This is a genomic window from Streptomyces sp. NBC_00459 (assembly GCF_036013955.1).
In the GTDB taxonomy this organism is placed as follows: Bacteria; Actinomycetota; Actinomycetes; order Streptomycetales; family Streptomycetaceae; genus Streptomyces.
In genome coordinates, this window is record NZ_CP107903.1 from 6,297,469 (window position 1) to 6,318,132 (window position 20,664).

The 20,664-nt window shown below is 69.8% G+C and carries 17 protein-coding genes; 11 read left to right on the forward strand and 6 right to left on the reverse strand.

Features of this window, described 5'->3' with window-relative positions; all coding sequences use genetic code 11:
* Nucleotides 1–83: 83 nt before the first annotated feature.
* Nucleotides 84–293 carry an acyl-CoA carboxylase epsilon subunit gene (locus OHN74_RS27875; protein WP_327697322.1) on the reverse strand — a complete coding sequence of 70 codons (210 nt, stop codon included), beginning with the start codon at nucleotides 291–293 and terminating at the stop codon, nucleotides 84–86.
* A gap of 29 nt (nucleotides 294–322) precedes the next feature.
* Nucleotides 323–1,927, reverse strand: coding sequence for an acyl-CoA carboxylase subunit beta (locus OHN74_RS27880; RefSeq protein ID WP_327697323.1), 1,605 nt, complete (start codon nucleotides 1,925–1,927; stop codon nucleotides 323–325).
* A gap of 156 nt (nucleotides 1,928–2,083) precedes the next feature.
* Between OHN74_RS27880 and OHN74_RS27885 the strand changes: the two genes are divergently transcribed.
* On the forward strand, nucleotides 2,084–2,983 hold the full coding sequence (locus OHN74_RS27885) for a biotin--[acetyl-CoA-carboxylase] ligase (RefSeq protein WP_327700306.1): 900 nt from the start codon (nucleotides 2,084–2,086) through the stop codon (nucleotides 2,981–2,983).
* 151 nt (nucleotides 2,984–3,134) lie between these two features.
* Complete coding sequence (locus OHN74_RS27890) at nucleotides 3,135–4,259, forward strand: adenylate/guanylate cyclase domain-containing protein (RefSeq protein ID WP_327697324.1); 1,125 nt, start codon at nucleotides 3,135–3,137, stop codon at nucleotides 4,257–4,259.
* 26 nt (nucleotides 4,260–4,285) lie between these two features.
* Here OHN74_RS27890 and OHN74_RS27895 read toward each other — a convergent pair whose 3' ends face one another.
* Nucleotides 4,286–5,107 (reverse strand): hypothetical protein, encoded by an 822-nt coding sequence (locus tag OHN74_RS27895; protein ID WP_327697325.1) that lies wholly within the window; start codon nucleotides 5,105–5,107, stop codon nucleotides 4,286–4,288.
* A gap of 206 nt (nucleotides 5,108–5,313) precedes the next feature.
* Here OHN74_RS27895 and OHN74_RS27900 point away from each other — a divergent pair, with 206 nt between their 5' ends.
* The 3 genes from OHN74_RS27900 to hutH all read left to right on the forward strand — a co-directional run bounded on the left by OHN74_RS27900 (nucleotide 5,314) and on the right by hutH (nucleotide 9,019).
* On the forward strand, nucleotides 5,314–6,120 hold the full coding sequence (locus OHN74_RS27900) for an enoyl-CoA hydratase/isomerase family protein (RefSeq protein WP_327697326.1): 807 nt from the start codon (nucleotides 5,314–5,316) through the stop codon (nucleotides 6,118–6,120).
* 85 nt (nucleotides 6,121–6,205) lie between these two features.
* On the forward strand, nucleotides 6,206–7,363 hold the full coding sequence (locus tag OHN74_RS27905) for a GGDEF domain-containing protein (protein ID WP_327697327.1): 1,158 nt from the start codon (nucleotides 6,206–6,208) through the stop codon (nucleotides 7,361–7,363).
* Nucleotides 7,364–7,480: 117 nt separating this feature from the next.
* A complete protein-coding gene (gene hutH, locus OHN74_RS27910; protein ID WP_327700307.1) occupies nucleotides 7,481–9,019 on the forward strand; it encodes a histidine ammonia-lyase in 1,539 nt (512 codons plus the stop codon).
* Nucleotides 9,020–9,106: 87 nt separating this feature from the next.
* On the opposite strand, the gene OHN74_RS27915 is transcribed toward hutH, so the two are convergent.
* A complete protein-coding gene (locus tag OHN74_RS27915; protein ID WP_327697328.1) occupies nucleotides 9,107–9,925 on the reverse strand; it encodes a hypothetical protein in 819 nt (272 codons plus the stop codon).
* Nucleotides 9,926–10,006: 81 nt separating this feature from the next.
* Nucleotides 10,007–10,414 (reverse strand): cell wall protein, encoded by a 408-nt coding sequence (locus tag OHN74_RS27920; RefSeq protein WP_327697329.1) that lies wholly within the window; start codon nucleotides 10,412–10,414, stop codon nucleotides 10,007–10,009.
* 110 nt (nucleotides 10,415–10,524) lie between these two features.
* Here OHN74_RS27920 and OHN74_RS27925 point away from each other — a divergent pair, with 110 nt between their 5' ends.
* The 5 genes from OHN74_RS27925 (at nucleotide 10,525) to OHN74_RS27945 (ending at nucleotide 18,329) form a co-directional block, all read left to right on the forward strand.
* Nucleotides 10,525–10,878, forward strand: coding sequence for a hypothetical protein (locus OHN74_RS27925; protein WP_327697330.1), 354 nt, complete (start codon nucleotides 10,525–10,527; stop codon nucleotides 10,876–10,878).
* Between the two features lie 273 nt (nucleotides 10,879–11,151).
* The gene (locus OHN74_RS27930; RefSeq protein ID WP_327697331.1) at nucleotides 11,152–12,423 is read left to right on the forward strand and encodes a L,D-transpeptidase; all 1,272 of its coding nucleotides are present in this window, start codon (nucleotides 11,152–11,154) and stop codon (nucleotides 12,421–12,423) included.
* Nucleotides 12,424–12,569: 146 nt separating this feature from the next.
* On the forward strand, nucleotides 12,570–14,057 hold the full coding sequence (locus OHN74_RS27935; protein ID WP_327697332.1) for an ABC transporter permease: 1,488 nt from the start codon (nucleotides 12,570–12,572) through the stop codon (nucleotides 14,055–14,057).
* A gap of 66 nt (nucleotides 14,058–14,123) precedes the next feature.
* Nucleotides 14,124–14,807 (forward strand): ABC transporter ATP-binding protein, encoded by a 684-nt coding sequence (locus OHN74_RS27940; protein WP_327697333.1) that lies wholly within the window; start codon nucleotides 14,124–14,126, stop codon nucleotides 14,805–14,807.
* A gap of 204 nt (nucleotides 14,808–15,011) precedes the next feature.
* Nucleotides 15,012–18,329, forward strand: coding sequence for a S8 family peptidase (locus tag OHN74_RS27945; RefSeq protein WP_327697334.1), 3,318 nt, complete (start codon nucleotides 15,012–15,014; stop codon nucleotides 18,327–18,329).
* A 121-nt stretch (nucleotides 18,330–18,450) separates the two neighbouring features.
* Here the strand turns inward: OHN74_RS27945 and OHN74_RS27950 are convergent, their stop codons facing one another.
* Nucleotides 18,451–19,431 carry a helix-turn-helix transcriptional regulator gene (locus OHN74_RS27950; RefSeq protein WP_327697335.1) on the reverse strand — a complete coding sequence of 327 codons (981 nt, stop codon included), beginning with the start codon at nucleotides 19,429–19,431 and terminating at the stop codon, nucleotides 18,451–18,453.
* A 171-nt stretch (nucleotides 19,432–19,602) separates the two neighbouring features.
* On the opposite strand from OHN74_RS27950, the gene OHN74_RS27955 reads away from it, so the two are divergent.
* A complete protein-coding gene (locus OHN74_RS27955) occupies nucleotides 19,603–20,643 on the forward strand; it encodes an NAD(P)-dependent alcohol dehydrogenase (RefSeq protein ID WP_327697336.1) in 1,041 nt (346 codons plus the stop codon).
* Nucleotides 20,644–20,664 lie beyond the last annotated feature (21 nt).

A 20,664-nucleotide genomic window follows, 5' to 3' on the forward strand; every position in this document is an offset into this window, starting at 1 on the left:
TCGGCGGGTGGGGTGCGCCTGAGTACGCGTACTCAACTTGCGCCCGCGGTTCCTTCCCCGCGCCCCCACAGGGGCGCGATCGCTCAGCCCGGCCAGTAGGTCCGGCCCCAGGACGACGGGCCCGGCTGGGGCAGGTGCTGGGCGGCGATCCTTGAGGGGTCCGCCCACGCGTCCTTCGTGCCCGGTGCGCCGGGCGCCGTGGAGGACGCCGCCACGGCGCGGGCTCGGACCACCGCCAGGGCGGCGGCAAGCTCCTCGGGGGTCGGATTGCCCCGTACGACCTTGATGTTCACAACGGCTCCTGAACAGCAGTCGGGACGGCTTAGAGGGGGATGTTGCCGTGCTTCTTCGGGGGCAGGGACTCGCGCTTCGTACGGAGCTGGCGCAGGCCCCGTACGACCTGGCGGCGGGTGTCGGACGGCAGGATCACCGCGTCGACGTAGCCGCGTTCGGCCGCGATGTAGGGGTTGAGGAGGTGGTCCTCGTACTCCTGGATCAGCCGGGCGCGGACCACGTCCAGGTCCTCCCCGTTCGCCTCCGCCTCGGCGATCGTGCGGCGGTGCAGGATGTTGACCGCGCCCTGGGCGCCCATGACGGCGATCTGGGCGGTCGGCCAGGCGAGGTTGAGGTCGGCGCCCAGGTGCTTGGAGCCCATGACGTCGTAGGCGCCGCCGAAGGCCTTGCGGGTGATGACCGTGATGAGCGGGACCGTCGCCTCGGCGTAGGCGTAGATCAGCTTCGCGCCTCGGCGGATGATGCCCGTGTGCTCCTGGTCGACGCCCGGCAGGAAGCCGGGAACGTCCACGAAGGTGATGACCGGGACGTTGAAGGCGTCGCAGGTACGGACGAAGCGGGCCGCCTTCTCCGACGCGTCGATGTCGAGGCAGCCCGCGAACTGCATCGGCTGGTTGGCGACGATCCCGACCGGACGGCCCTCGACCCGGCCGAACCCGGTGAGGATGTTGGGCGCGAACAGGGACTGCGTCTCGAAGAACTCGGCGTCGTCCAGGACGTGTTCGATCACCGTGTGCATGTCGTACGGCTGGTTCGCGCTGTCCGGGATCAGGACGTCCAGCTCGCGGTCCTCGTCCGTGACGGTGAGGTCCGCCTCCTCGGGGAACAGCGGGGGTTCGCTGAGGTTGTTGGACGGCAGGTACGACAGCAGCTGCTTGACGTACTCGATGGCGTCCTTCTCGTCGCCGGCCATGTGATGGGCCACGCCCGAGGCGGAGTTGTGGGTGCGGGCGCCGCCCAGCTCCTCGAAGCCGACGTCCTCGCCGGTGACCGTCTTGATGACGTCCGGGCCGGTGATGAACATGTGCGAGGTCTGGTCGACCATGACCGTGAAGTCGGTGATGGCCGGGGAGTAGACCGCCCCGCCCGCACAGGGTCCGACGACCAGGCTGATCTGCGGGATGACCCCGGACGCGTGTGTGTTGCGGCGGAAGATCTCGCCGTACGCGCCCAGGGAAGCCACGCCCTCCTGGATACGGGCGCCGCCGGAGTCGTTGATGCCGATGACCGGACAGCCGGTCTTCAGCGCGAAGTCCATGACCTTGACGATCTTCTGCCCGTACACCTCGCCCAGCGCGCCGCCGAACACGGTGAAGTCCTGCGAGAACACGGCGATCGGACGGCCGTCGACGGTGCCGTAACCGGTCACCACGCCGTCTCCGTACGGGCGGTTGTTCTCCAGCCCGAAGTTGGTCGAGCGGTGGGTGGCGAACTCGTCCAGTTCCACGAACGAGTCCTCGTCGAGGAGCAGTTCGATCCGCTCACGGGCCGTCAGTTTGCCCTTGGCGTGCTGCTTCTCGACAGCCCGCCCCGATCCGGCGTGCGTCGCCGCCTCGACGCGGCGTTGCAGGTCGGCGAGCTTGCCCGCGGTGGTGTGGATGTCGATCTGCTGCGGCTGTACCGGCTCGGCCATCGGGATGCGGCTCCCTGCAAAGAGTGACGTGCTCAGAAGGGGGGTTGGCTACTCATCCGTAGCGTAGTGGCGCGCCTACCCATCGGCAGTGCGGCGTTTACCACATCTAGTGTGGCTTGCATGACGCCGCGAGATGACGCAGACAACACCGCAGGCATGGACGAGGACAACACCGAGGGCGCAGCGGGATCAGAGGGCGCGGGGGGTGCGGCGGGAGGCGACGGGCGCTGGTCCGACCTGGACCGGCCGCCGCTCAACGCCGTCGCGCTGCGCCGGGCGCTGGTCCGGGAGGGCGGGCTCTGGTCCGGGGTGGAGGTCGTCCGCAGTACGGGGTCCACGAACGCCGACCTGGTCGCCCTCGCGGGCGCGGGCAAGGCGGAGGAGGGGCTGATCCTGCTCGCCGAGGAGCAGACCGCCGGGCGCGGCCGGCTGGACCGGCAGTGGACGGCGCCCGCACGCTCCGGGCTGTTCTTCTCCGTGCTGCTGAGGCCGACGCAGGTCCCGGTGGCCCGCTGGGGCTGGCTGCCGCTGCTCACCGGGGTCGCGGTGGCGACGGGGCTGTCACGGGCCGCAGGCGTCGATACGTCCCTCAAATGGCCCAATGACCTGCTGGTGAACGTGGGGGGCGCCGAGCGCAAGGCGGGCGGGATCCTCGCGGAGCGTTCCGGTACGGACGGCGTGGTGATCGGCATCGGCATCAACGTCACCCTGCGCGAGGACGAGCTGCCGGTGCCGACGGCCGGGTCGCTGGCGCTGGCCGGGGCGGTGGGGACGGACCGGGATCCGCTGCTCAGGGCGGTGCTGCGGTCGCTGGAGCAGTGGTACGTGCGGTGGCGCTCGGTGGAGGGCGACCCGGTGTCGTCCGGGCTGCAGGAGACGTACGCGGCGGGATGCGCGACATTGGGGCGGACGGTGCGGGCGGAGTTGCCGGGCGATCGCAGTGTGGTGGGGGAGGCGGTTGCCGTGGACGGGGAGGGCCGGCTGGTGCTGGCCACGGGAGAAGGGGTGCAGGAGCCTGTGGGGGCGGGGGACATCGTGCACCTGCGGCCTGCCTAGGAAATTTCCCACCTGCCCACCCGGTCTCGGCCGTTTTCCAGCGCGGGTCGCATCAATTCCTGTGCGTCGTCCCTGCTGGACCTGACGGAGCGAGGCCGTATCGTTGAGGGCGGTCGATATCTGACCGTGACAGATCGGAAGGGCAGCAGGCGTGACCGTCGACGACACGGGCTCCGACACGGCGGGCAGCCGGGTGGACGGGCATGACGCCGACTCCGGCGAAGACCCGCTCGCCCTGCGCCTCGAACAGCTCATCCTCGGCGCCGAGCGCCGCTACACCCCTTTTCAGGCCGCCCGCAGCGCCGGTGTCTCCATGGAGCTCGCGTCCCGTTTCTGGCGGGCGATGGGCTTCGCCGACATCGGCCAGGCCAAGGCGCTGACCGAGGCGGACGTACTCGCGTTGCGCCGGCTCGCCGGTCTCGTCGAGGCGGGGCTGCTGAGCGAGGCGATGGCCGTGCAGGTGGCGCGGTCCACGGGGCAGACCACCGCCCGTCTGGCCGAGTGGCAGATCGACTCCTTCCTGGAGGGGCTGACCGAGCCGCCCGAGCCCGGAATGACGCGCACCGAGGTGACGTACCCGCTGATCGAACTGCTCCTGCCCGAGCTGGAGGAGTTCATCGTGTACGTGTGGCGGCGCCAGCTCGCCGCCGCGACCGGGCGGGTCGTGCAGGCCGCCGACGACGAGGAGATGGTCGACCGGCGGCTCGCCGTCTGCTTCGCCGACCTCGTCGGGTTCACGCGACTGACCCGTCGGATGGAGGAGGAGGAACTCGGCGAACTCGTCGAGGCCTTCGAGACCACGGCCGCCGACCTGGTGGCGGCGAACGGCGGGCGGCTCGTCAAGACGCTCGGCGACGAGGTCCTGTACGCGGCGGACGACGCGGGTGTGGCCGCCGAGATCGCGCTGCGGCTGATCGAGACGATGGCGCACGACGAGACGATGCCCGAGCTGCGGGTCGGGATGGCCTTCGGCACGGTGACCACCCGTATGGGTGATGTGTTCGGCTCGACGGTGAATCTGGCCTCGCGGTTGACGTCGATAGCGCCACGGGACGCCGTGCTCGTCGACGCGGCGTTCGCGGAGGAGCTGATCCGGACCGGGGACGCGCCCGCCTCCGAGGCGGAGGCGGCCGAGGCCGCGGCCGCCGCGGAGAAGGAGGGCGAGGAGCCGCCCGTGTACCGCTTCGCGCTTCAGCCGATGTGGCAGCGGCCGGTGCGCGGGCTCGGCGTGATCGAGCCCTGGCTGCTGACCCGACGGGCCGGCTCCGTCGCGTAGGACCGGCCATCGTACGTTCCCGCCGGTCAGTGGCGGTGGTTCAGCGCGTCCACGCACAGGCCGATGAGCGGTACGCACACCCCGCCGGGCGTCGAGGGCCGCGGGGCCGGCGCGGGGGCCTGCGAGGGCTCGGGCGCCGGTGCGGGGGCCGGTGCCCCTTGCTGCGGGGGCTGTGGCTGGGGCTGAGGCGCCACCGGGGCCGGCGCCGGTGCCGCCGGGCGCACCTGGCCGGGCGTGGTGACGGGCGTCGGCGCGTCCGGCTGCTGCGGGATCGTGGTGGCGTCGGCGGCGGGCCCGAGCGTCGTGGGGAGCGCGCCGAGGGGGAAGGGCCGCAGCGGGCCCGTCGCACTCGGCAGAGAGGTCGGAAGCGCTGTCGAGGGCCCCGTCGGGGCGGGGGTCGCGCCGCCCATCGGGGCGCTCGCCGACGGGTTCGCCGTGGGGACGCCACCGACGGTGGCCGCTGTGTTGCCGGTGCGGTCGGACGACGTGGCTGCGTCTGTGTCCGAGTCCGAGTCCACGTTCGTGTCGGTGTCCAGGTCGGACTGGGCCTGTGCCCTGCCGACGCCCATTCCGCCGTCGGGTGCCAGCCGTACGAGGCTCAGGACTCCGGCGGCCAGCGCGAAGCCGCCCGCCGCGAGCAGGACCTTGCGGGGGCGGGGCTTGCGGTGCCGGCCCCGGGGGCGGTTGACGAGGGGTGCGGCCGGGGCCTCGGGGGCCGGGGGCGTGGTGGGCGGCGGGGGAGGGGCCCATGGCCTGGCCGGGCCCTGGAACTGCGGTGGGACCCGGGGCGGGACCTGCGCGTGCCTGGGTGTGCCTGTCTCGACCGGCCTTGTCGTCGTGTCCGTCATCGCGATCCCTCCCCGTTGCGCTCGCGCCCCGGGTGCGCCGCGGCGGTGCGCACGTTATGCCCTCCCGGGAGGGGAATATCAGGAGATCAGCGCCATGTCACCCGAACGAGGAGAGGGCCCCTTCTCCGTCCGTTCTTCCCCTGGGCGTGGGCGGGCTGCGATGATCGGGGCGGCCGTAGTTAACCTGCGTTAACCAGGAGGGTGTCATGGGCGAGGAACGGTCCGAGGAGCGGTTCGGGGAGTTCGTCGTGGTGCGGCGGCACGGGTTCGTCGCCGAGCTGGTCCTCGATCGGCCGAAGGCCATGAACGCGGTCTCCTCCGCCATGGCCCGGTCCATCTCCGGTGCGTGTGCCGCGCTGGCCGCCGACCGCGACGTACGCGCGGTGGTGCTGACCTCCACCCATGAGCGGGCGTTCTGCGTCGGGGCCGACCTCAAGGAACGGAACTCGATGACCGACGCCGAACTGGTCCGGCAGCGGCCGGTGGCGCGGGGTGCCTACACCGGCGTACTGGAGCTGCCGATGCCGACGGTCGCCGCGGTGCACGGGTTCGCGCTGGGGGGCGGGTTCGAGCTGGCGCTGTCCTGCGATCTGATCGTCGCGGACTCCACGGCGGTGGTGGGGCTGCCCGAGGTGTCCGTGGGCGTGCTCCCGGGGGGCGGCGGTACGCAGTTGCTGCCCCGGCGGGTGGGCGCGGCGCGGGCCGCCGAGCTGATCTTCACCGCGCGGCGGGTGGAGGGGGGTGAGGCGCGGGAGCTGGGGCTCGTGGATGTGCTCGTGGAGGAGGGGCGTGACCGGGAGGAGGCGCTGGCGCTGGCGGCCCGGATCGCGGCGAACTCCCCGGTGGGGCTACGGGCGGCGAAGCGGGCGCTGCGGGTGGGGTTCGGGCTGGATCTGCGGGCGGGGCTGGAGGTGGAGGACGCGGCGTGGCGGTCGGTCGCCTTTTCGGGCGACCGGACGGAGGGGGTCGCGGCGTTCGCCGAGAAGAGGGCGCCTGTCTGGCCGGGGGAGTAGCTCTCCCGCCTCCGGTGACCTTGAAGGGACCCCTGTTCGTCCTCTCGATGTCTCAATACTGCCCAAACCTTCCTAATCTGGATCAATGGGTGAGGAAAGCCGGCTCCACGCCGTCGTGACGCTCGCGCAGGGCATGGCCGCAGCGCAGAGCTCCCGCGAGTCCTGGCGTGCCGCCGCGCTCGGTGCCTGTCATGCGCTGACGGGGAACTTCGCCGCGCTGTCCGTATGGGAGCGGGAGCTGGGGCGGCTGCGGGTTCTGGTGAACGTGGGGGAGCGGGCCGCCGACGAGGAGGAGTTCCCCGAGGGGGAGGCCTACCCCGTGCACCAGTTCCCGGAGATCACCGAGTTCCTGCACGAGCGGTGGGCGGGCGGTGGTGAGCCCGACGCGTGGGTCGAGACCGCCGAGGGGCCCGCGCACGGGTCGTCGGCCGGTCGCGCGGGGTACTGCCATCAGCGCGTCGCCGCACTGCGGCGCCGGGGGCGCGGCTGCTGTGTCGTGGCCCCCGTCGTGCTGCACGGCCGGGCCTGGGGTGAGCTGTATGTCGCCCGGCCCGTCGGTGCCCCCGTCTTCGACCGTGCCGACGCCGACTTCGCCACCGTCCTGGCCTCCGTCGTCGCCGCCGGGATCGCCCAGACCGAGCGGCTGGAGGAGGCTCGGCTGCTCGCGTTCACCGACGCGCTCACGGGGCTCGCCAACCGCCGTGCCGTGGACGCCCATCTCGACGAGGCGATCGAGCGGCACCGGCGGGACGGCGTGGTGGTCAGCCTCGTCGTCTGCGATCTGAACGGGCTCAAGCGTGTCAACGACACGCTGGGGCACGCGGTCGGCGACCGGCTCCTCGAACGGTTCGGGTCGGTGCTGTCGCTGTGCGGGGCCATGCTGCCCGGCGCCCTCGCCGCCCGTCTCGGCGGTGACGAGTTCTGCCTGCTGGTGGTCGGTGCGCCCGCGGACGACGTGGTCCGGGCAGGTGTCGAACTGTGCCGTCGTGCCGCCGAGTTGGAGCTGGGGGAGGGGGTCGCCTGCGGGATCGCGTCGACCGGCGACGCGATCGGGCCGGTGCGGACGGCTCGCCGGTTGTTCCGGCTCGCCGACGCGGCGCAGTACCGGGCGAAGGCCGTCCACTCGGACCGGCCGGTGGTCGCGGGGCGCGAGGGCCCCGACGACCCGGTCGTCCGGCTCGCCGAGGAGCCCTCCGGGGAGGGGGCGGTTGAACGGCGGCGGTTCCGTGGGCGTTCGTTGTGAGGTGCGGGGTGTCGGGGTGGGCGTCACAGGGGGTGCGGGCCGGTGTGCTGTAAGGGGTGTACCGGCCACCCGGTAGTGACATCTCCGAATTCACTGGCTACGCTCCTGAATATGGATATGCACACAGTGGTGGTGGGGACGACCGGGGCGACCGCGGCGGACGTGCTCGCCGTGGCGCGTGGCGGGGCCCGGATCGAGCTGTCCGGGGAGGCCGTCGCCGCCCTCTCGAAGGCCCGCGGGATCATCGACGCGCTGGCCGCCAAGCCCGAGCCCGTGTACGGCGTGAGCACCGGGTTCGGTGCCCTCGCGAGCCGGCACATCAGCCCCGAGCTGCGCGCCCAGCTCCAGCGCAACATCGTCCGCTCGCACGCCGCCGGCATGGGACCGCGGGTCGAGCGTGAGGTCGTACGGGCGCTGATGTTCCTGCGGCTCAAGACCGTCTGCTCGGGGCACACGGGCGTGCGGCCCGAGGTGGCGCAGACCATGGCCGACGTGCTCAACGCCGGGATCACCCCGGTCGTCCACGAGTACGGCTCCCTCGGCTGCTCCGGCGACCTCGCGCCCCTCTCCCACTGCGCCCTCACGCTCATGGGCGAGGGCGACGCGGAGGGGCCGGACGGAGTCGTGAAACCGGCCGCCGAACTCCTCGCCGCGCACGGCATCGTCCCCGTCGAGCTGCGCGAGAAGGAGGGCCTTGCCCTTCTCAACGGCACCGACGGCATGCTCGGCATGCTGATCATGGCCCTCGCCGACCTCGACACCCTCTACAAGTCCGCCGACGTCACCGCCGCCCTCTCGCTGGAGGCGCTCCTCGGCACGGACAAGGTGCTCGCGCCCGAGCTGCACGCCATCCGGCCGCACCCCGGACAGGGGGCCAGCGCGGCCAACATGCTTGCCGTGCTGAAGGGTTCGGAGCTCACCGGGCATCACCAGGACGGCGCGCCGCGCGTCCAGGACGCCTACTCCGTGCGCTGCGCCCCGCAGGTCGCCGGTGCCGGGCGCGACACCATGGCCCATGCGCGGCTCGTCGCCGAGCGGGAGCTGGCCTCGTCCGTCGACAACCCCGTCGTCCTGCCCGACGGGCGGGTCGAGTCCAACGGGAACTTCCACGGCGCTCCGGTGGCGTACGTCCTCGACTTCCTCGCCATCGCCGCCGCCGACCTGGGATCCATCGCCGAGCGGCGCACGGACCGCCTCCTCGACAAGAACCGTTCGCACGGGCTGCCGCCGTTCCTCGCGGACGACGCCGGTGTGGACAGCGGGCTGATGATCGCCCAGTACACGCAGGCAGCCCTGGTCAGCGAGTTGAAGCGGCTCGCCGTACCCGCCTCGGCCGACTCGATCCCGTCCTCCGCGATGCAGGAGGACCATGTCTCGATGGGCTGGTCGGCGGCGCGCAAGCTCCGTACGGCCGTCGACAACCTCGCCCGGATCATCGCCGTGGAGCTGTACGCGGCCACGCGGGCCATCGAGCTGCGGGAGGGCCTGACGCCCGCGCCCGCGTCCCGGGCCGTCATCGACGCCGTACGGGCGGCGGGTGTCGAGGGACCGGGGCCGGACCGGTTCCTGGCGCCCGACCTCGCCGCGGCGGACGCGTTCGTGCGGGGCGGGCACCTGGTCGCGGCGGTGGAGCCGGTGACCGGGCCCTTGCGGTAACTCCCGTACGCGGGAAGGCGAACGGGGCCCCGCCGGTGTTGCCGGACAGGGCCCCGAATCGTCTTCCGGCGGCTGCTTTCGCTTTCGCTACTTCAGTTTGGCCGACTGTGCCTTCACGACGGGGGCCGAGATGGCGTACGGCTTTCCGGACACGACCTTGCCGAGGTTGATCGTGGTGTACGCCGCGATGGTGTTCCCGTAGCGCACGACCTCGCCGTACGTGAAGCCGGTCGCGCCGTTCGGTTCCTCCGGTTCGCCGGTCGCGGAGAACGCCACGGACTCGTCACCGAACCCGGACGTCTTCACCGACGCGATCTTCGTGTACTTCGTCCTGTCCGTGCTGCCGTTGACCGAGAAGCCGCCCCCGCAGCCGGCGACCGCGTCGGAGACTGCCTTCATGGCCTTCTCGGCGCCGTCACCGTCGTACGAGGAGAGCGTCAGGAAGGTCATGTCGATGTTCATGGACTCCGCGAACTCGGCCTGCCACTCCGCGTCGGAGACGTCGTCCGTGGACTCGGAGGCGGTGTCGGTGGGCTTCTTCGCGTCCTGGGTGACCTTGCTCTGCACGACGGCCGCCTCGTCGCCGGGAGCGAAGCCCGAGACGGCGTACGCGATCGGCGCGCAGACCTCGGCGGCGACCTTGAGGTCGCTCTTGGAGTCCCCGGCCCTGGCCTCCGCGGTGGCCGATTCCGCCTTGTAGCCGGTCACCTCGGCCGTGGTGACGAGCAGCTTCTCCAGCTCGACCTCGGTCGCGGCCTTCGCGGTCTTTCCGGCCTGCGTCGTCGCCGACGCCCCGGACTCCTTGGACTTGCCGGAGTCCTCGCCGCCACACCCCGTGATGAGGGCGAGCGCCAGTACGCCCACGGTCGTCGTGGCGCACGCGCGCACCCTCGATGATCTCTTCATGGGCGGACTATGAACCGACGGTCAAATAAACGTCAAATCATTAAAGTTCCCCAAAAGCCTGCTGCCCCGCCCGGGAACCCGTCAGAACCCCAGTCGCTCCCGCCGCAGCGAATACACCACGAACCCGGCGCCCATACCGAGGCAGAACGTGCCGCCGACGACGTACGGCGTGGTGTTGAAGCTGCCGGTGTCGGCGAGACGGGTGCCGTCGTCGGCCGAGTCCGAGGTCGTCGTGGCCGTGGTGGCGGTCGTACTCGCACTCGTGCTCGTACGTGCACTCGCAGCCGTGCTCGTGCCCGCGGTTCTGGTGGTGCTCGTGATGGAGATCTGCCGGGTGTGGTCCGACATCGTGGACATGGACGTGTCCGCTCTGTGTCGCTGCTCCACCGACTTCTCTGCCGTCGCGTTGGCGGACGGGACGAACCACAGGGCACCCAGCAGGGTGCCCGCGGCGGTGGCGGTCAACAACGATCGACGTGCGGATGACACGGAATATCGATCCCCTTGTGGCGCTGGCGAATTGGCCGTGACCCCGATGTTAATGACAGGGGTGGGTCGTGGGAAAGTTGCGGGAGCTGTGAGCCGTACGCTCTCCGACCATGAGCACATCAGAGACATCACGTTTTGTACGACTTCGCGTGGAACTGATCGTCGAGGTCGACGACGTGGACGCCCTGACGAAGGCAGCCCTCCAGCGGATCGCCGGCGACACCGAGATGCCGGCCGACGAGCGGGTGCACGCCGAGGACACTGTGACGGAAGACACCGCGGAGGCGCTCGCTTACCTCGTGGACCCGTTCGACCTGGTCGGCGAGGTGCCGGGGACCGAACTGGCGCAGGCCTCCTGGAGCAGCGAGGAGATCGACTACGACCCGGATTCGCCGGATTGGGATCTGGACGAGGATGATGAGGCGGACGGCGACGAAGTGGTCGGGGAGCGGGTGGGCGGCTGACGCGGCTGGGGAAAAACCTGACCCCGGACGGCAACCGCCGACCGGGGTTTCGTCGTCTCAGGAGAAGCAGTGACCGGCAGTGGCACCACGCGACCCGGTGGAGTACGGGATGAGCGGACAGCTCCCTGTGACCCAGGCGACGTGGTGTGACCCACACATCGGGTGAATGTGGAACGGGGCGTACCGGTCGTAGCGTTGAGTTGAAGCGTGTTACGGGGATCTGCAGGTTCCGTACGGGGACCCTCGCTGGTTTTGGTTGGGGATTCGGCAACGATGGAGAAGCGTGTGATGACGGACAGTAGGCGGCGCAAGGGTCTGATGGCCGCGTCCGCCCTGCTCGGTGGCGTGCTGGTGCTCTCTGCGTGCAGCGGAGGCGACAGCGACAGTGCCTCCAAGGGCGACAGCGGTACCGACACCTCGCAGGCCAAGGCCGACGAGGCGGCGGCCGAGAAGGCCTCCGAGGCCCAGATCAAGATCACACCCGGGGACGGCTCGAACAACGCCTCCATCAACAACGCCGCCCAGGTGGCGGTGACCAAGGGCACCCTCACGTCCGTGCAGATGACGACGGCGGACGGTACCGCGGTCGCCGGTGAGATATCTGCCGACAAGACCAGCTGGAAGCCGAGCGCCCAGCTGGAGCGCGCGACCACCTACAAGGTGGCGGCGGAGGCGAAGGACGCCGACGGCCGTGCCGCGCACGAGAACGCCTCGTTCACCACGGTCGCCGCGGCGAACAGCTTCGTCGGCTACTTCACCCCCGAGGACGGCTCGACCGTCGGTGTGGGCATGCCCGTGTCGATCAACTTCGACAAGGCGATCACGGAGAAGGCGGCCGTGCAGAAGGCCGTCACGGTCTCCTCGACCAGCGGGCAGGAGGTCGTCTGCCACTGGTTCAACGACACCCGCATGGACTGCCGGCCCGACGACTACTGGCAGGAGAACTCCACCGTCACGCTGAAGCTGGCGCTCGACGGAGTGGAGGGCGCGAGCGGCGTCTACGGCGTGCAGCAGAAGACGGTCACCTTCAAGATCGGCCGCAACCAGGTCTCCATCGTCGACGCCAAGACGAAGACGATGAAGGTCATGCACAACGGCACGGTCATCAAGACCATCCCGATCTCCGCCGGTTCGCCCGAGAACAAGACGTACGAGGGCAAGATGGTGATGTCGGAGAAGTTCAAGGAGACGCGCATGAACGGCGCGACCGTGGGCTTCACCGACGACGACGGCAAGGGCGAGTACGACATCAAGGACGTGCCGCACGCCATCCGGCTGACCACCTCCGGCACCTTCGTGCACGGCAACTACTGGAGCTCCGACGGCACCTTCGGCAGCGCCAACGTCAGCCACGGCTGCGTCGGCCTGAACGACACCAAGGGCGCCAACGACAAGAACTCCGCGGGCTACTGGTTCTACGAGCACTCGATCATCGGTGACGTCGTCGACGTCCGGAACACCGGCGACAAGACCGTCGACCCGGCCAACGGTCTCAACGGCTGGAACCTGAACTGGGCGGACTGGAAGGCCGGTTCGGCCGTCTGATCCTCAAGCAGCTCACAGCTTTCCGATGCCGCCCCCAGGGGCGGCATCGGTGTTTGCCGGGACTTTCCTTGGCTGATCACAGCCTTCTCATGCATCTCTTATGCAGGACTTATCCCGCCATCACGCGCTGTACCTAGCTTGCGGCCATGTTCTTCACCTACCTGAGGCGCGAACTGCGCCGCCGCCGTAAAGCGGCTCTCGTCGTCGCCTCCGGGCTCGCGCTCGGCATCGCCCTGGTCATCGTGGTCACCTCGGTGTCCTCGGGCATGTCGAAGGCGCAGGACAAGGTCCTGGAGTCGCTGTACGGCCTCGGTACCGACATGACCGTCACCAAGGCCGCCGCGGCCCAGACCGGCACCGGTGACACACAGCGCCGACGCTTCCAGTTCGACGCGCGGCCCGACGGCGATGACTCCGCCGCGGAACAGAGCAGCGACCGGGTGATGGTTCAGGGCTTCCAGACCCTGGCGGCCTCCACGGTCACCAAGGTCGGTACGCAGAAGGGTGTCTCGGACGCCGTCGGCGGGCTGAGCCTTCAAGTCATCAAGGTCAGCGGCCAGTTCCGCCAGGGCCAGTTCCAGCAGGACCAGCAGGCCAACGGCGGCAACCAGGGCGGACGCCCCGGCGGCAACTCGACGGCCGCGCCCCAGGGGCGCGTCGAAGGCGGTGGCGCCGAGTTCGACGTCAACAACTACTCGGTGTACGGCACCGACGTCACCAAGCCGGCCCTCGGCCCGCTGACCTCCTCGAAGATCACCAGCGGCCGTACGTTCACGACCTCCGAGACCGACGCCAAGGTCGTGGTCGTCGACGCCTCCTACGCCAAGGAGAAGAAGCTCAAGGTCGGCAGCACGGTCACCATCAAGAGCGTCAAGTACAAGGCCATCGGCATCGCGACCCCCGAGAGCGGCGACGCGGCGGCCAACCTCTACATCCCGCTGAAGCAGGCCCAGACCCTCAGCGACTCCAAGGACAAGGTCACCACGATCTACGTCCAGGCGACCGACTCCCAGCAGATCAGCGCGGTCAAGTCGACGATCCAGAAGAACATCTCGGGTACGACCGTCACGACGTCCGCCGATCTCGCCGACACCGTCTCCGGGTCCCTGTCCACCGCCTCCGACCTGGCCTCCAACGTCGGCAAGTGGCTGTCCATCGCGGTGCTCGTGGCTGCCTTCCTGGTCGCGGGCCTGCTCACCTCCTCGGCGGTCTCCCGCCGGGTGCGCGAGTTCGGCACGCTGAAGGCGCTCGGCTGGAAGTCGGGCCGGGTCACCCGGCAGGTCGTCGGCGAGGCTGTCGTCAACGGGCTGGTGGGCGGCGCCCTCGGTATCGCGCTGGGCCTCGCAGGTGCGTACGTCGTCACCGCGATCAGCCCCGAACTCCAGGCGGAGGTGGGCAGTTCGGGCGGTAACGGCGGTCCCGGCGGAGGCGGTGGCTTCCCCGGCGGTGGCGGCGGCTTCGGCCGACAGGCCGCGACCAAGGCCCTGACGGTCGCGCTCACCGCGCCCGTCGCGCTCTCCACCATCGTCCTCGCGGTCGGCCTCGCCGTCGCCGGCGGCCTGATCGCCGGCGCCTTCGGCGGGTGGCGCGCGTCCCGCCTGCGCCCGGCGGACGCGCTGAGGCGAGTCGAGTAGCGCGGGGGTTCGGCCGCAGCCGACAAACGACGACGCACCACCCCGAACCTCACCCAGGAGTCACCCATGTACGAACTCAAGGGCGTAACCAAGCGCTACACCCGAGGCAAGGAAACCGTCGACGCCCTCGCCGGAATCGACCTCACCATCGCCGACGGCGACCGCCTGGTCATCCAGGGCCCCACCGGCGGCGGCAAGTCCACGCTGCTGCAAATGCTCGGCGGTCTCGACCGTCCCACCGGCGGCAGTATCGACCTCGACGGCACAGATCTCGCCAAACTGTCCGAGACCAGGCTCACCAAAGTCCGCAGCGAGAACATCGGCTTCGTCTTCCAGAGTTTCAATCTCATTCCGACTTTGTCGGCCCAGGAAAATGTCGAGACCGCTCTCGTACCACTCGGTGTGAAGGGCCGAGAACGGCGTGAACGGGCCGCCGAGGCGCTCAAGTCGGTGGGGCTCGGGGAGCGGCTCGGACATCTGCCGGGGGAGATGTCCGGCGGCCAGCAGCAGCGCGTCGCCATCGCCCGTGCGCTGGTCAAGCAGCCGAAGGTGCTGCTCGCCGACGAGCCCACCGGGAACCTCGACGAGTCGATGCGCGACGAGATCATGGACGTACTCGAAACCATGTGGAAGGAACTCGGGCTCACTTTCATCATGGTCACGCACGATTCGGCGATCGCGAAGAAAGCCCCGCGGCTGGCGATCATCCGCAAGGGGAAGATCACCGTCAAGGAGAACGCCGGTTCGTAGGGTCCTTGGGTTCCGCAAGATTTCGTAACTGGCTCGTAACAGCCAACGCGCGCAATCGTCCAGTCTATTGAGCGGCTGATCACCCCTCGGCATAATTCACGGTCGGGGGGTGTGCGCGCATGCGTACGGGACTCCCCTCGGCCGGGTGAACGGGGAAACTGCCCGGCACTTCAGCCAGCTCCAGGGGGAGACTTGCGCACAGAAGTGAAAAGAGCATGGGCGGCAACCGTGGCCACGGCGGCGGCGGTTGCCCTCGCGGCGGGCATGACCGGCCCGGCGTCCGCGAAGGCCGACGTGCAGGCGGAGCAGCAGCGTGTGACCGACGCCGCCCAGAAGCTCAAGCCCACGCACCGCATCACACTGATCACCGGTGACCGTGTCGCCGTCGACGCCAAGGGCCGCGTCGTCGGCCTGGAGCGGGCGGCGGGCCGCGACAAGATACCCGTACAGATCCGCAAGTCCGACGGGCACACGTTCGTCGTCCCGGCCGACGCGGCCCGGCTGGTGTCGAGCGGCAAACTCGACCAACGACTGTTCGACGTAACGGAGTTGAACAAGGCGGCGACCCGCAGGTCCCAGCAGAAGGGACTGAAGGTCATCGTCGGCTACACGGGGGCGGCGACCGCCACCAAGGCCGATGTCCGCGACGCGGGCACCCTCCGTCAGACGCTGAAGTCCCTGAACGCGGACGCTGTACAGACCCCGCAGAAGGACACTCCCGAACTCTGGGACGCGGTGACCAACGGCGACAGGACCGCCGCCGGGATCGCGCACGTCTGGCTCGACGGCACCCGTAGGGCCAGCCTCGACAAGTCCGTGCCGCAGATCGGCGCGCCGAAGGCGTGGGCGGCCGGTTACGACGGCAAGGGCGTCAAGATCGCCGTCCTGGACACGGGCGTCGACGCGACCCACCCGGACCTCAAGGACCAGGTGATCGCGGCCAAGAACTTCTCCGCGGCCACGAGCGCCACCGACAAGTTCGGTCACGGCACGCACGTCGCGTCCATCGCGGCGGGCACCGGGGCCAAGTCGGGCGGCAAGTACAAGGGCGTCGCGCCCGGCGCCAAGATCCTCAACGGCAAGGTCCTGGACGACAACGGCGGCGGCGACGACTCCGGCATCATCGCCGGCATGGAGTGGGCGGCCGAGCAGGGCGCCCAGGTCGTCAACCTCAGCCTCGGCGGCCAGGACACCCCCGAGGTGGACCCGCTGGAGGCGACGGTCAACAAGCTGTCCGCCGAGAAGGGCATCCTCTTCGCGATCGCGGCGGGCAACTCCGGTCCGGAGTCGATCAGTTCGCCGGGCAGCGCCGACAAGGCGCTCACCGTCGGCTCGGTCGACGAAAAGGACCTGCTGGCCGACACCTCCAGCACCGGCCCGCGCATCGGCGACGGCGCCATCAAGCCGGACGTGACCGCGCCCGGCGTGGACATCACGGCCGCCTCCGCCAAGGGCAGTCTCATCGAGACGGAGGTCGGCGAGAAGCCGGCCGGCTACCTCACCCTCTCGGGTACGTCGATGGCGACCCCGCATGTGGCGGGCGCGGCGGCGATCCTCAAGCAGGAGCACCCGGACTGGACGTACGCCGAGATCAAGGGCGCGCTCACCGGGTCCGCGAAGGGCGGCAAGTACACGCCGTTCCAGCAGGGTTCGGGCCGTATCCAGGTCGACAAGGCCATCAGGCAGACCGTGATCGCCGACCCCGCGTCGGTGAGCTTCGGCACGCAGCAGTGGCCGCACACCGACGACACCCCGGTCACCAAGCAGCTGACGTACCGCAACCTCGGCACGGCCGAGGTCACGCTGAAGCTGACGGCGACCGCGACCAACCCGAAGGGCCAGGCCGCTCCGGCCGGCTTCTTCAAGCTGGCCGCGACGACCCTGAAGGTCCCGGCGAACGGCAGCGCCTCGGTCGGCTACACCGTCAACACCAAGCTGGGCGGCACCCTCGACGGCGCGTACTCCTCGTACGTGACGGCGACGGCCGGTGCCCAGACCGTCCGTACGGGGGCCGCGGTCAACCGTGAGGCCGAGTCGTACGACGTCACGATCAAGCACATCGACAAGGCCGGTCGGCCGACGGGCGACTACAACACGATCCTCCTCGGCTACGCGGGCCTGGGCGCCGACCGCGGTTACCAGGTCCCGACGTCCGCCACCGGCACCACGACCATGCGGCTGCCCAAGGGCACGTACCTGCTGGACGGGTGGATCGCCAAGGACTTCACCAAGCCCGACCTGGGCGGTGAGGGCCTCGACTGGGTGGTCCAGCCGAAGCTGGCGGTCACCAAGAACACCTCGGTGACGATCGACGCCCGCACCACCAAGGCGCCGGACATCACGGTGCCGGACGCCGCCGCCAAGCCGCTGACCGCCACGGTCAACTACCTGTACGCCGTGCCGGGCATCAGTATCGGCGTGAGCCTCGACTCCTTCGCGAACATTCGGATGGCCCACCTCGGCGCGGAGGTCACCGGCCTCTCGCAGACCTGGTTCGGCCAGTTCACCAAGGGCGCGGGCGCGGAGTACGACGCGATCACCACCGCCAAGGTCAAGAAGATCCAGGGCGACAAGGTCCGCCACTTCAAGGCGAGCGAGTTCGCCACGGTGTCGAACCGGCTCGGCGGCGGAGCGCCCGACAAGACCGGCGCCCTCGGCGTGATCGCCTTCCTGCCCGAGGACTTCGCCTTCGGCGCACTGGTCGAGCAGGCACTGCCGGGCACGCGTACGACGTACATGTCCACGGGCGACAAGGTCCAGTGGCTGTTCGACTTCGCCCAGTTCAAGGGCAAGGACGCACAGGGCTTCCCGATCCCCGAGGCCTACTACACGCTCGGTATGGCGCAGACGCTGAAGGCGGGCGGCACGTACGCGCGCACCTTCAACACCGCGGTCTTCGGACCCCGGCTGCTTCCGGACTACGGCATCTTCCGTGACGGCAACTACCTCTACGGTGTGGTGCCGCTGTTCGCCGACGGTGCGGGCCACCCCGGCTCGTCCGACTTCACGTCGGTGACGACGACCCTCTACCGCAACGGCCAGAAGATCGGCACGAACGCCGACCCGCTGTTCGGCGAGGCGTTCACGGTTCCGGCGGGCGACGCCGCGTACAAGCTGACCACGTCGGTCAAGCGCAGCGTCAAGGTCGCCCAGGCGTCCACGCGGATCGACGCGAGCTGGACGTTCCGGTCGAAGAAGCCGGGGGAGGACGGGGCCCAGCTCCCGGCGTCCTCGGTCCGCTTCAACGCGCCGGTCGGCCTGGACAACAAGGTCGCGGCCGGTACGAAGGTCACGTTCCCGGTCGTCGTCGAGGGCTCGGCGCGCGGCAGCAACCTGAAGTCGCTGTCGGTGTACGCGTCGTACGACTACGGCAAGACCTGGAAGAAGCTGACGGTGAAGAACGGGAAGGTCACCGTCGTGAACCCGGCGAAGGGGGCGGCGATCTCCTTCCACGCGAAGATCAGCGACAAGAAGAACAACAAGTCGACGATCTCGATCTACAACGCGTACTACGGCAAGTAGGTCGCCCAAGTCGCCTTTGACGCAGGCGTTGACTCAGATGTCGACGTAGGTGTCGGCGTAGATGTCGGCGGACGGCCGGTCGGGGATTCCCCCCGACCGGCCGTCCGTGCGTTTCGGCCCTTCAGGTGCCCGTGCCCGCGCCCGCCCTCGTCGCGTCCCGGCCCCAGCTCGCCAGCAGGCGCAGACCCTCCGCCGACGGAGATCCCGGTTCGGCGTGGTAGACGATCAGGGCCTGGTCGCTGTCGTCCGGGAGTCTGAACGACTCGAAGTTCAGGGTCAGTTCACCCACCAGGGGATGCCGAAACCGCTTCACCCCGTGGTTCTTCTCCTTGACGTCGTGGGTCGCCCACAGCCGCCGGAACTCCTCGCTCTTCACCGACAGCTCGCCCACCAGCGCGGACAGCTTCGGGTCCTCCGGATAGCAGCCGGCGTCCATCCGCAGATGGCAGACGATGTCGATCGCCTTCTGCTCCCAGTCCAGGAACAGGTCGTGGTACTCGGGCCGCAGGAACACCAGCCGCGCCCAGTTCCGGTCCTGCGGCGGCAGCTCGGCCCAGTCCCCGAAGAGGGACGCGGCCATCGCGTTCCACGCCAGGACGTCCGTACGCCGGCCCGCGATGTACGCCGGTACGCCGTCCATCGTGTCGAGCAGCTGCCGCAGCGTCCCGCGCACGACCTGCGCCCGCACCGACGGCTTCTTCTTGTGCTGCTTCGGCTTGGCGAGGTGGGTGAGGTGGGCGTGCTCGGCGCTCGTCAGCCGCAGGGCGCGGGAGATGGCGTCGAGGACCTCCGCGGAGACGTTCCGCCCGTTGCCCTGTTCCAGCCGTGTGTAGTAGGCGACGGACACCCCGGCCAGCTGGGCCAGCTCCTCACGGCGCAGCCCCGGCACCCGGCGGTGCCGCCCGAAGTCCGGCAGCCCGACGTCCTCCGGCTTGAGCCGGGCCCGCCGGGTGCGCAGGAACTCGCTGAGCTCGGCGCGCCGGTCCAGAGCCCCACCGGCGTTCAGCCCGTTCCCGGAGGTGTCCGCCGGATTCGCGCGATCGGTGCGATCGGCGAAATCGGTACGATCGGTGTGATCGGCGCGGTCGGGATGTTCGTCCATACGGTCTATTATTCCCGGTCGTACGAACACAAGCCTGACCCCGCCAGTGGTAGGACCGCTGGACGTACGCAGAACCGTGGACTGGGTGAATGCGGAAACCTTGGGCAGACTGAACGTCGCACCCGGTCAGAAGGCGGCCGGGCGCGGAATCCCCCTAGGAGAACTCCCGGCATGACCACTGTCGCTGCATACGCCGCCCCCTCCGCCAAGGCTCCCCTGGAGCGCACCACCATCGAGCGCCGCGAGGTCCGCGAGTTCGACGTCCTGATCGACGTCAAGTTCGCCGGTATCTGCCACTCCGACATCCACCAGGCCCGCGAGGGCTGGGGCGAGGCCATCTTCCCGATGGTCCCCGGCCACGAGATCGCCGGTGTCGTCGAGGCGGTCGGCTCCGGTGTCACCAAGTTCGCGGTCGGCGACCACGTGGGCGTCGGCTGTCTGGTCGACTCCTGCCGCGAGTGCGAGAACTGCGAGGCAGGCCTGGAGCAGTACTGCCTCAAGGGCGGTGTCGGCACCTACAACGCCCTCGACAAGAACGGTGAGCCGACCTACGGCGGCTACTCCGAGAAGATCGTCGTGGACGAGAACTTCACCGTCCGCATCCCCGACGGCCTGGCCCTCGACGTGGCCGCGCCGCTGCTCTGCGCCGGCATCACCACGTACTCCCCGCTGAAGCACTGGAACGCCGGCCCCGGCAAGAAGGTCGCGATCCTCGGCATGGGTGGCCTCGGCCACATGGGCGTCAAGATCGCGAACGCGCTCGGCGCCGAGGTCACCGTCCTCTCGCAGTCCCTCCGCAAGAAGGACGACGGCCTGAAGCTGGGCGCCTCGCACTACTACGCGACCAGCGACGAGGCCACCTTCAAGGAGCTTCGCGGCACCTTCGACATCATCCTGTCCACGGTCTCGGCCCCGCTGAACCTGGACAGCTACCTGTCCCTCCTCAAGACGGACGGCGCGTTCGTGAACGTCGGCGCCCCCGAGGAGCCCGTCGCGCTGAACCTGTTCTCGGTGATCGCCGGCCGCAAGACCCTCGCCGGCTCCGGCATCGGCGGCATCCAGGAGACCCAGGAGATGCTGGACTTCTGCGCCGAGCACGGCCTGGGCTCCGAGATCGAGCTGATCAGCGCCTCGGAGATCAACGAGGCGTACGAGCGGGTCCTGGCGAGTGATGTGCGGTACCGCTTCGTGATCGACGCGGCGACGATCTGACGGCTGACGTCCTGACGTCCC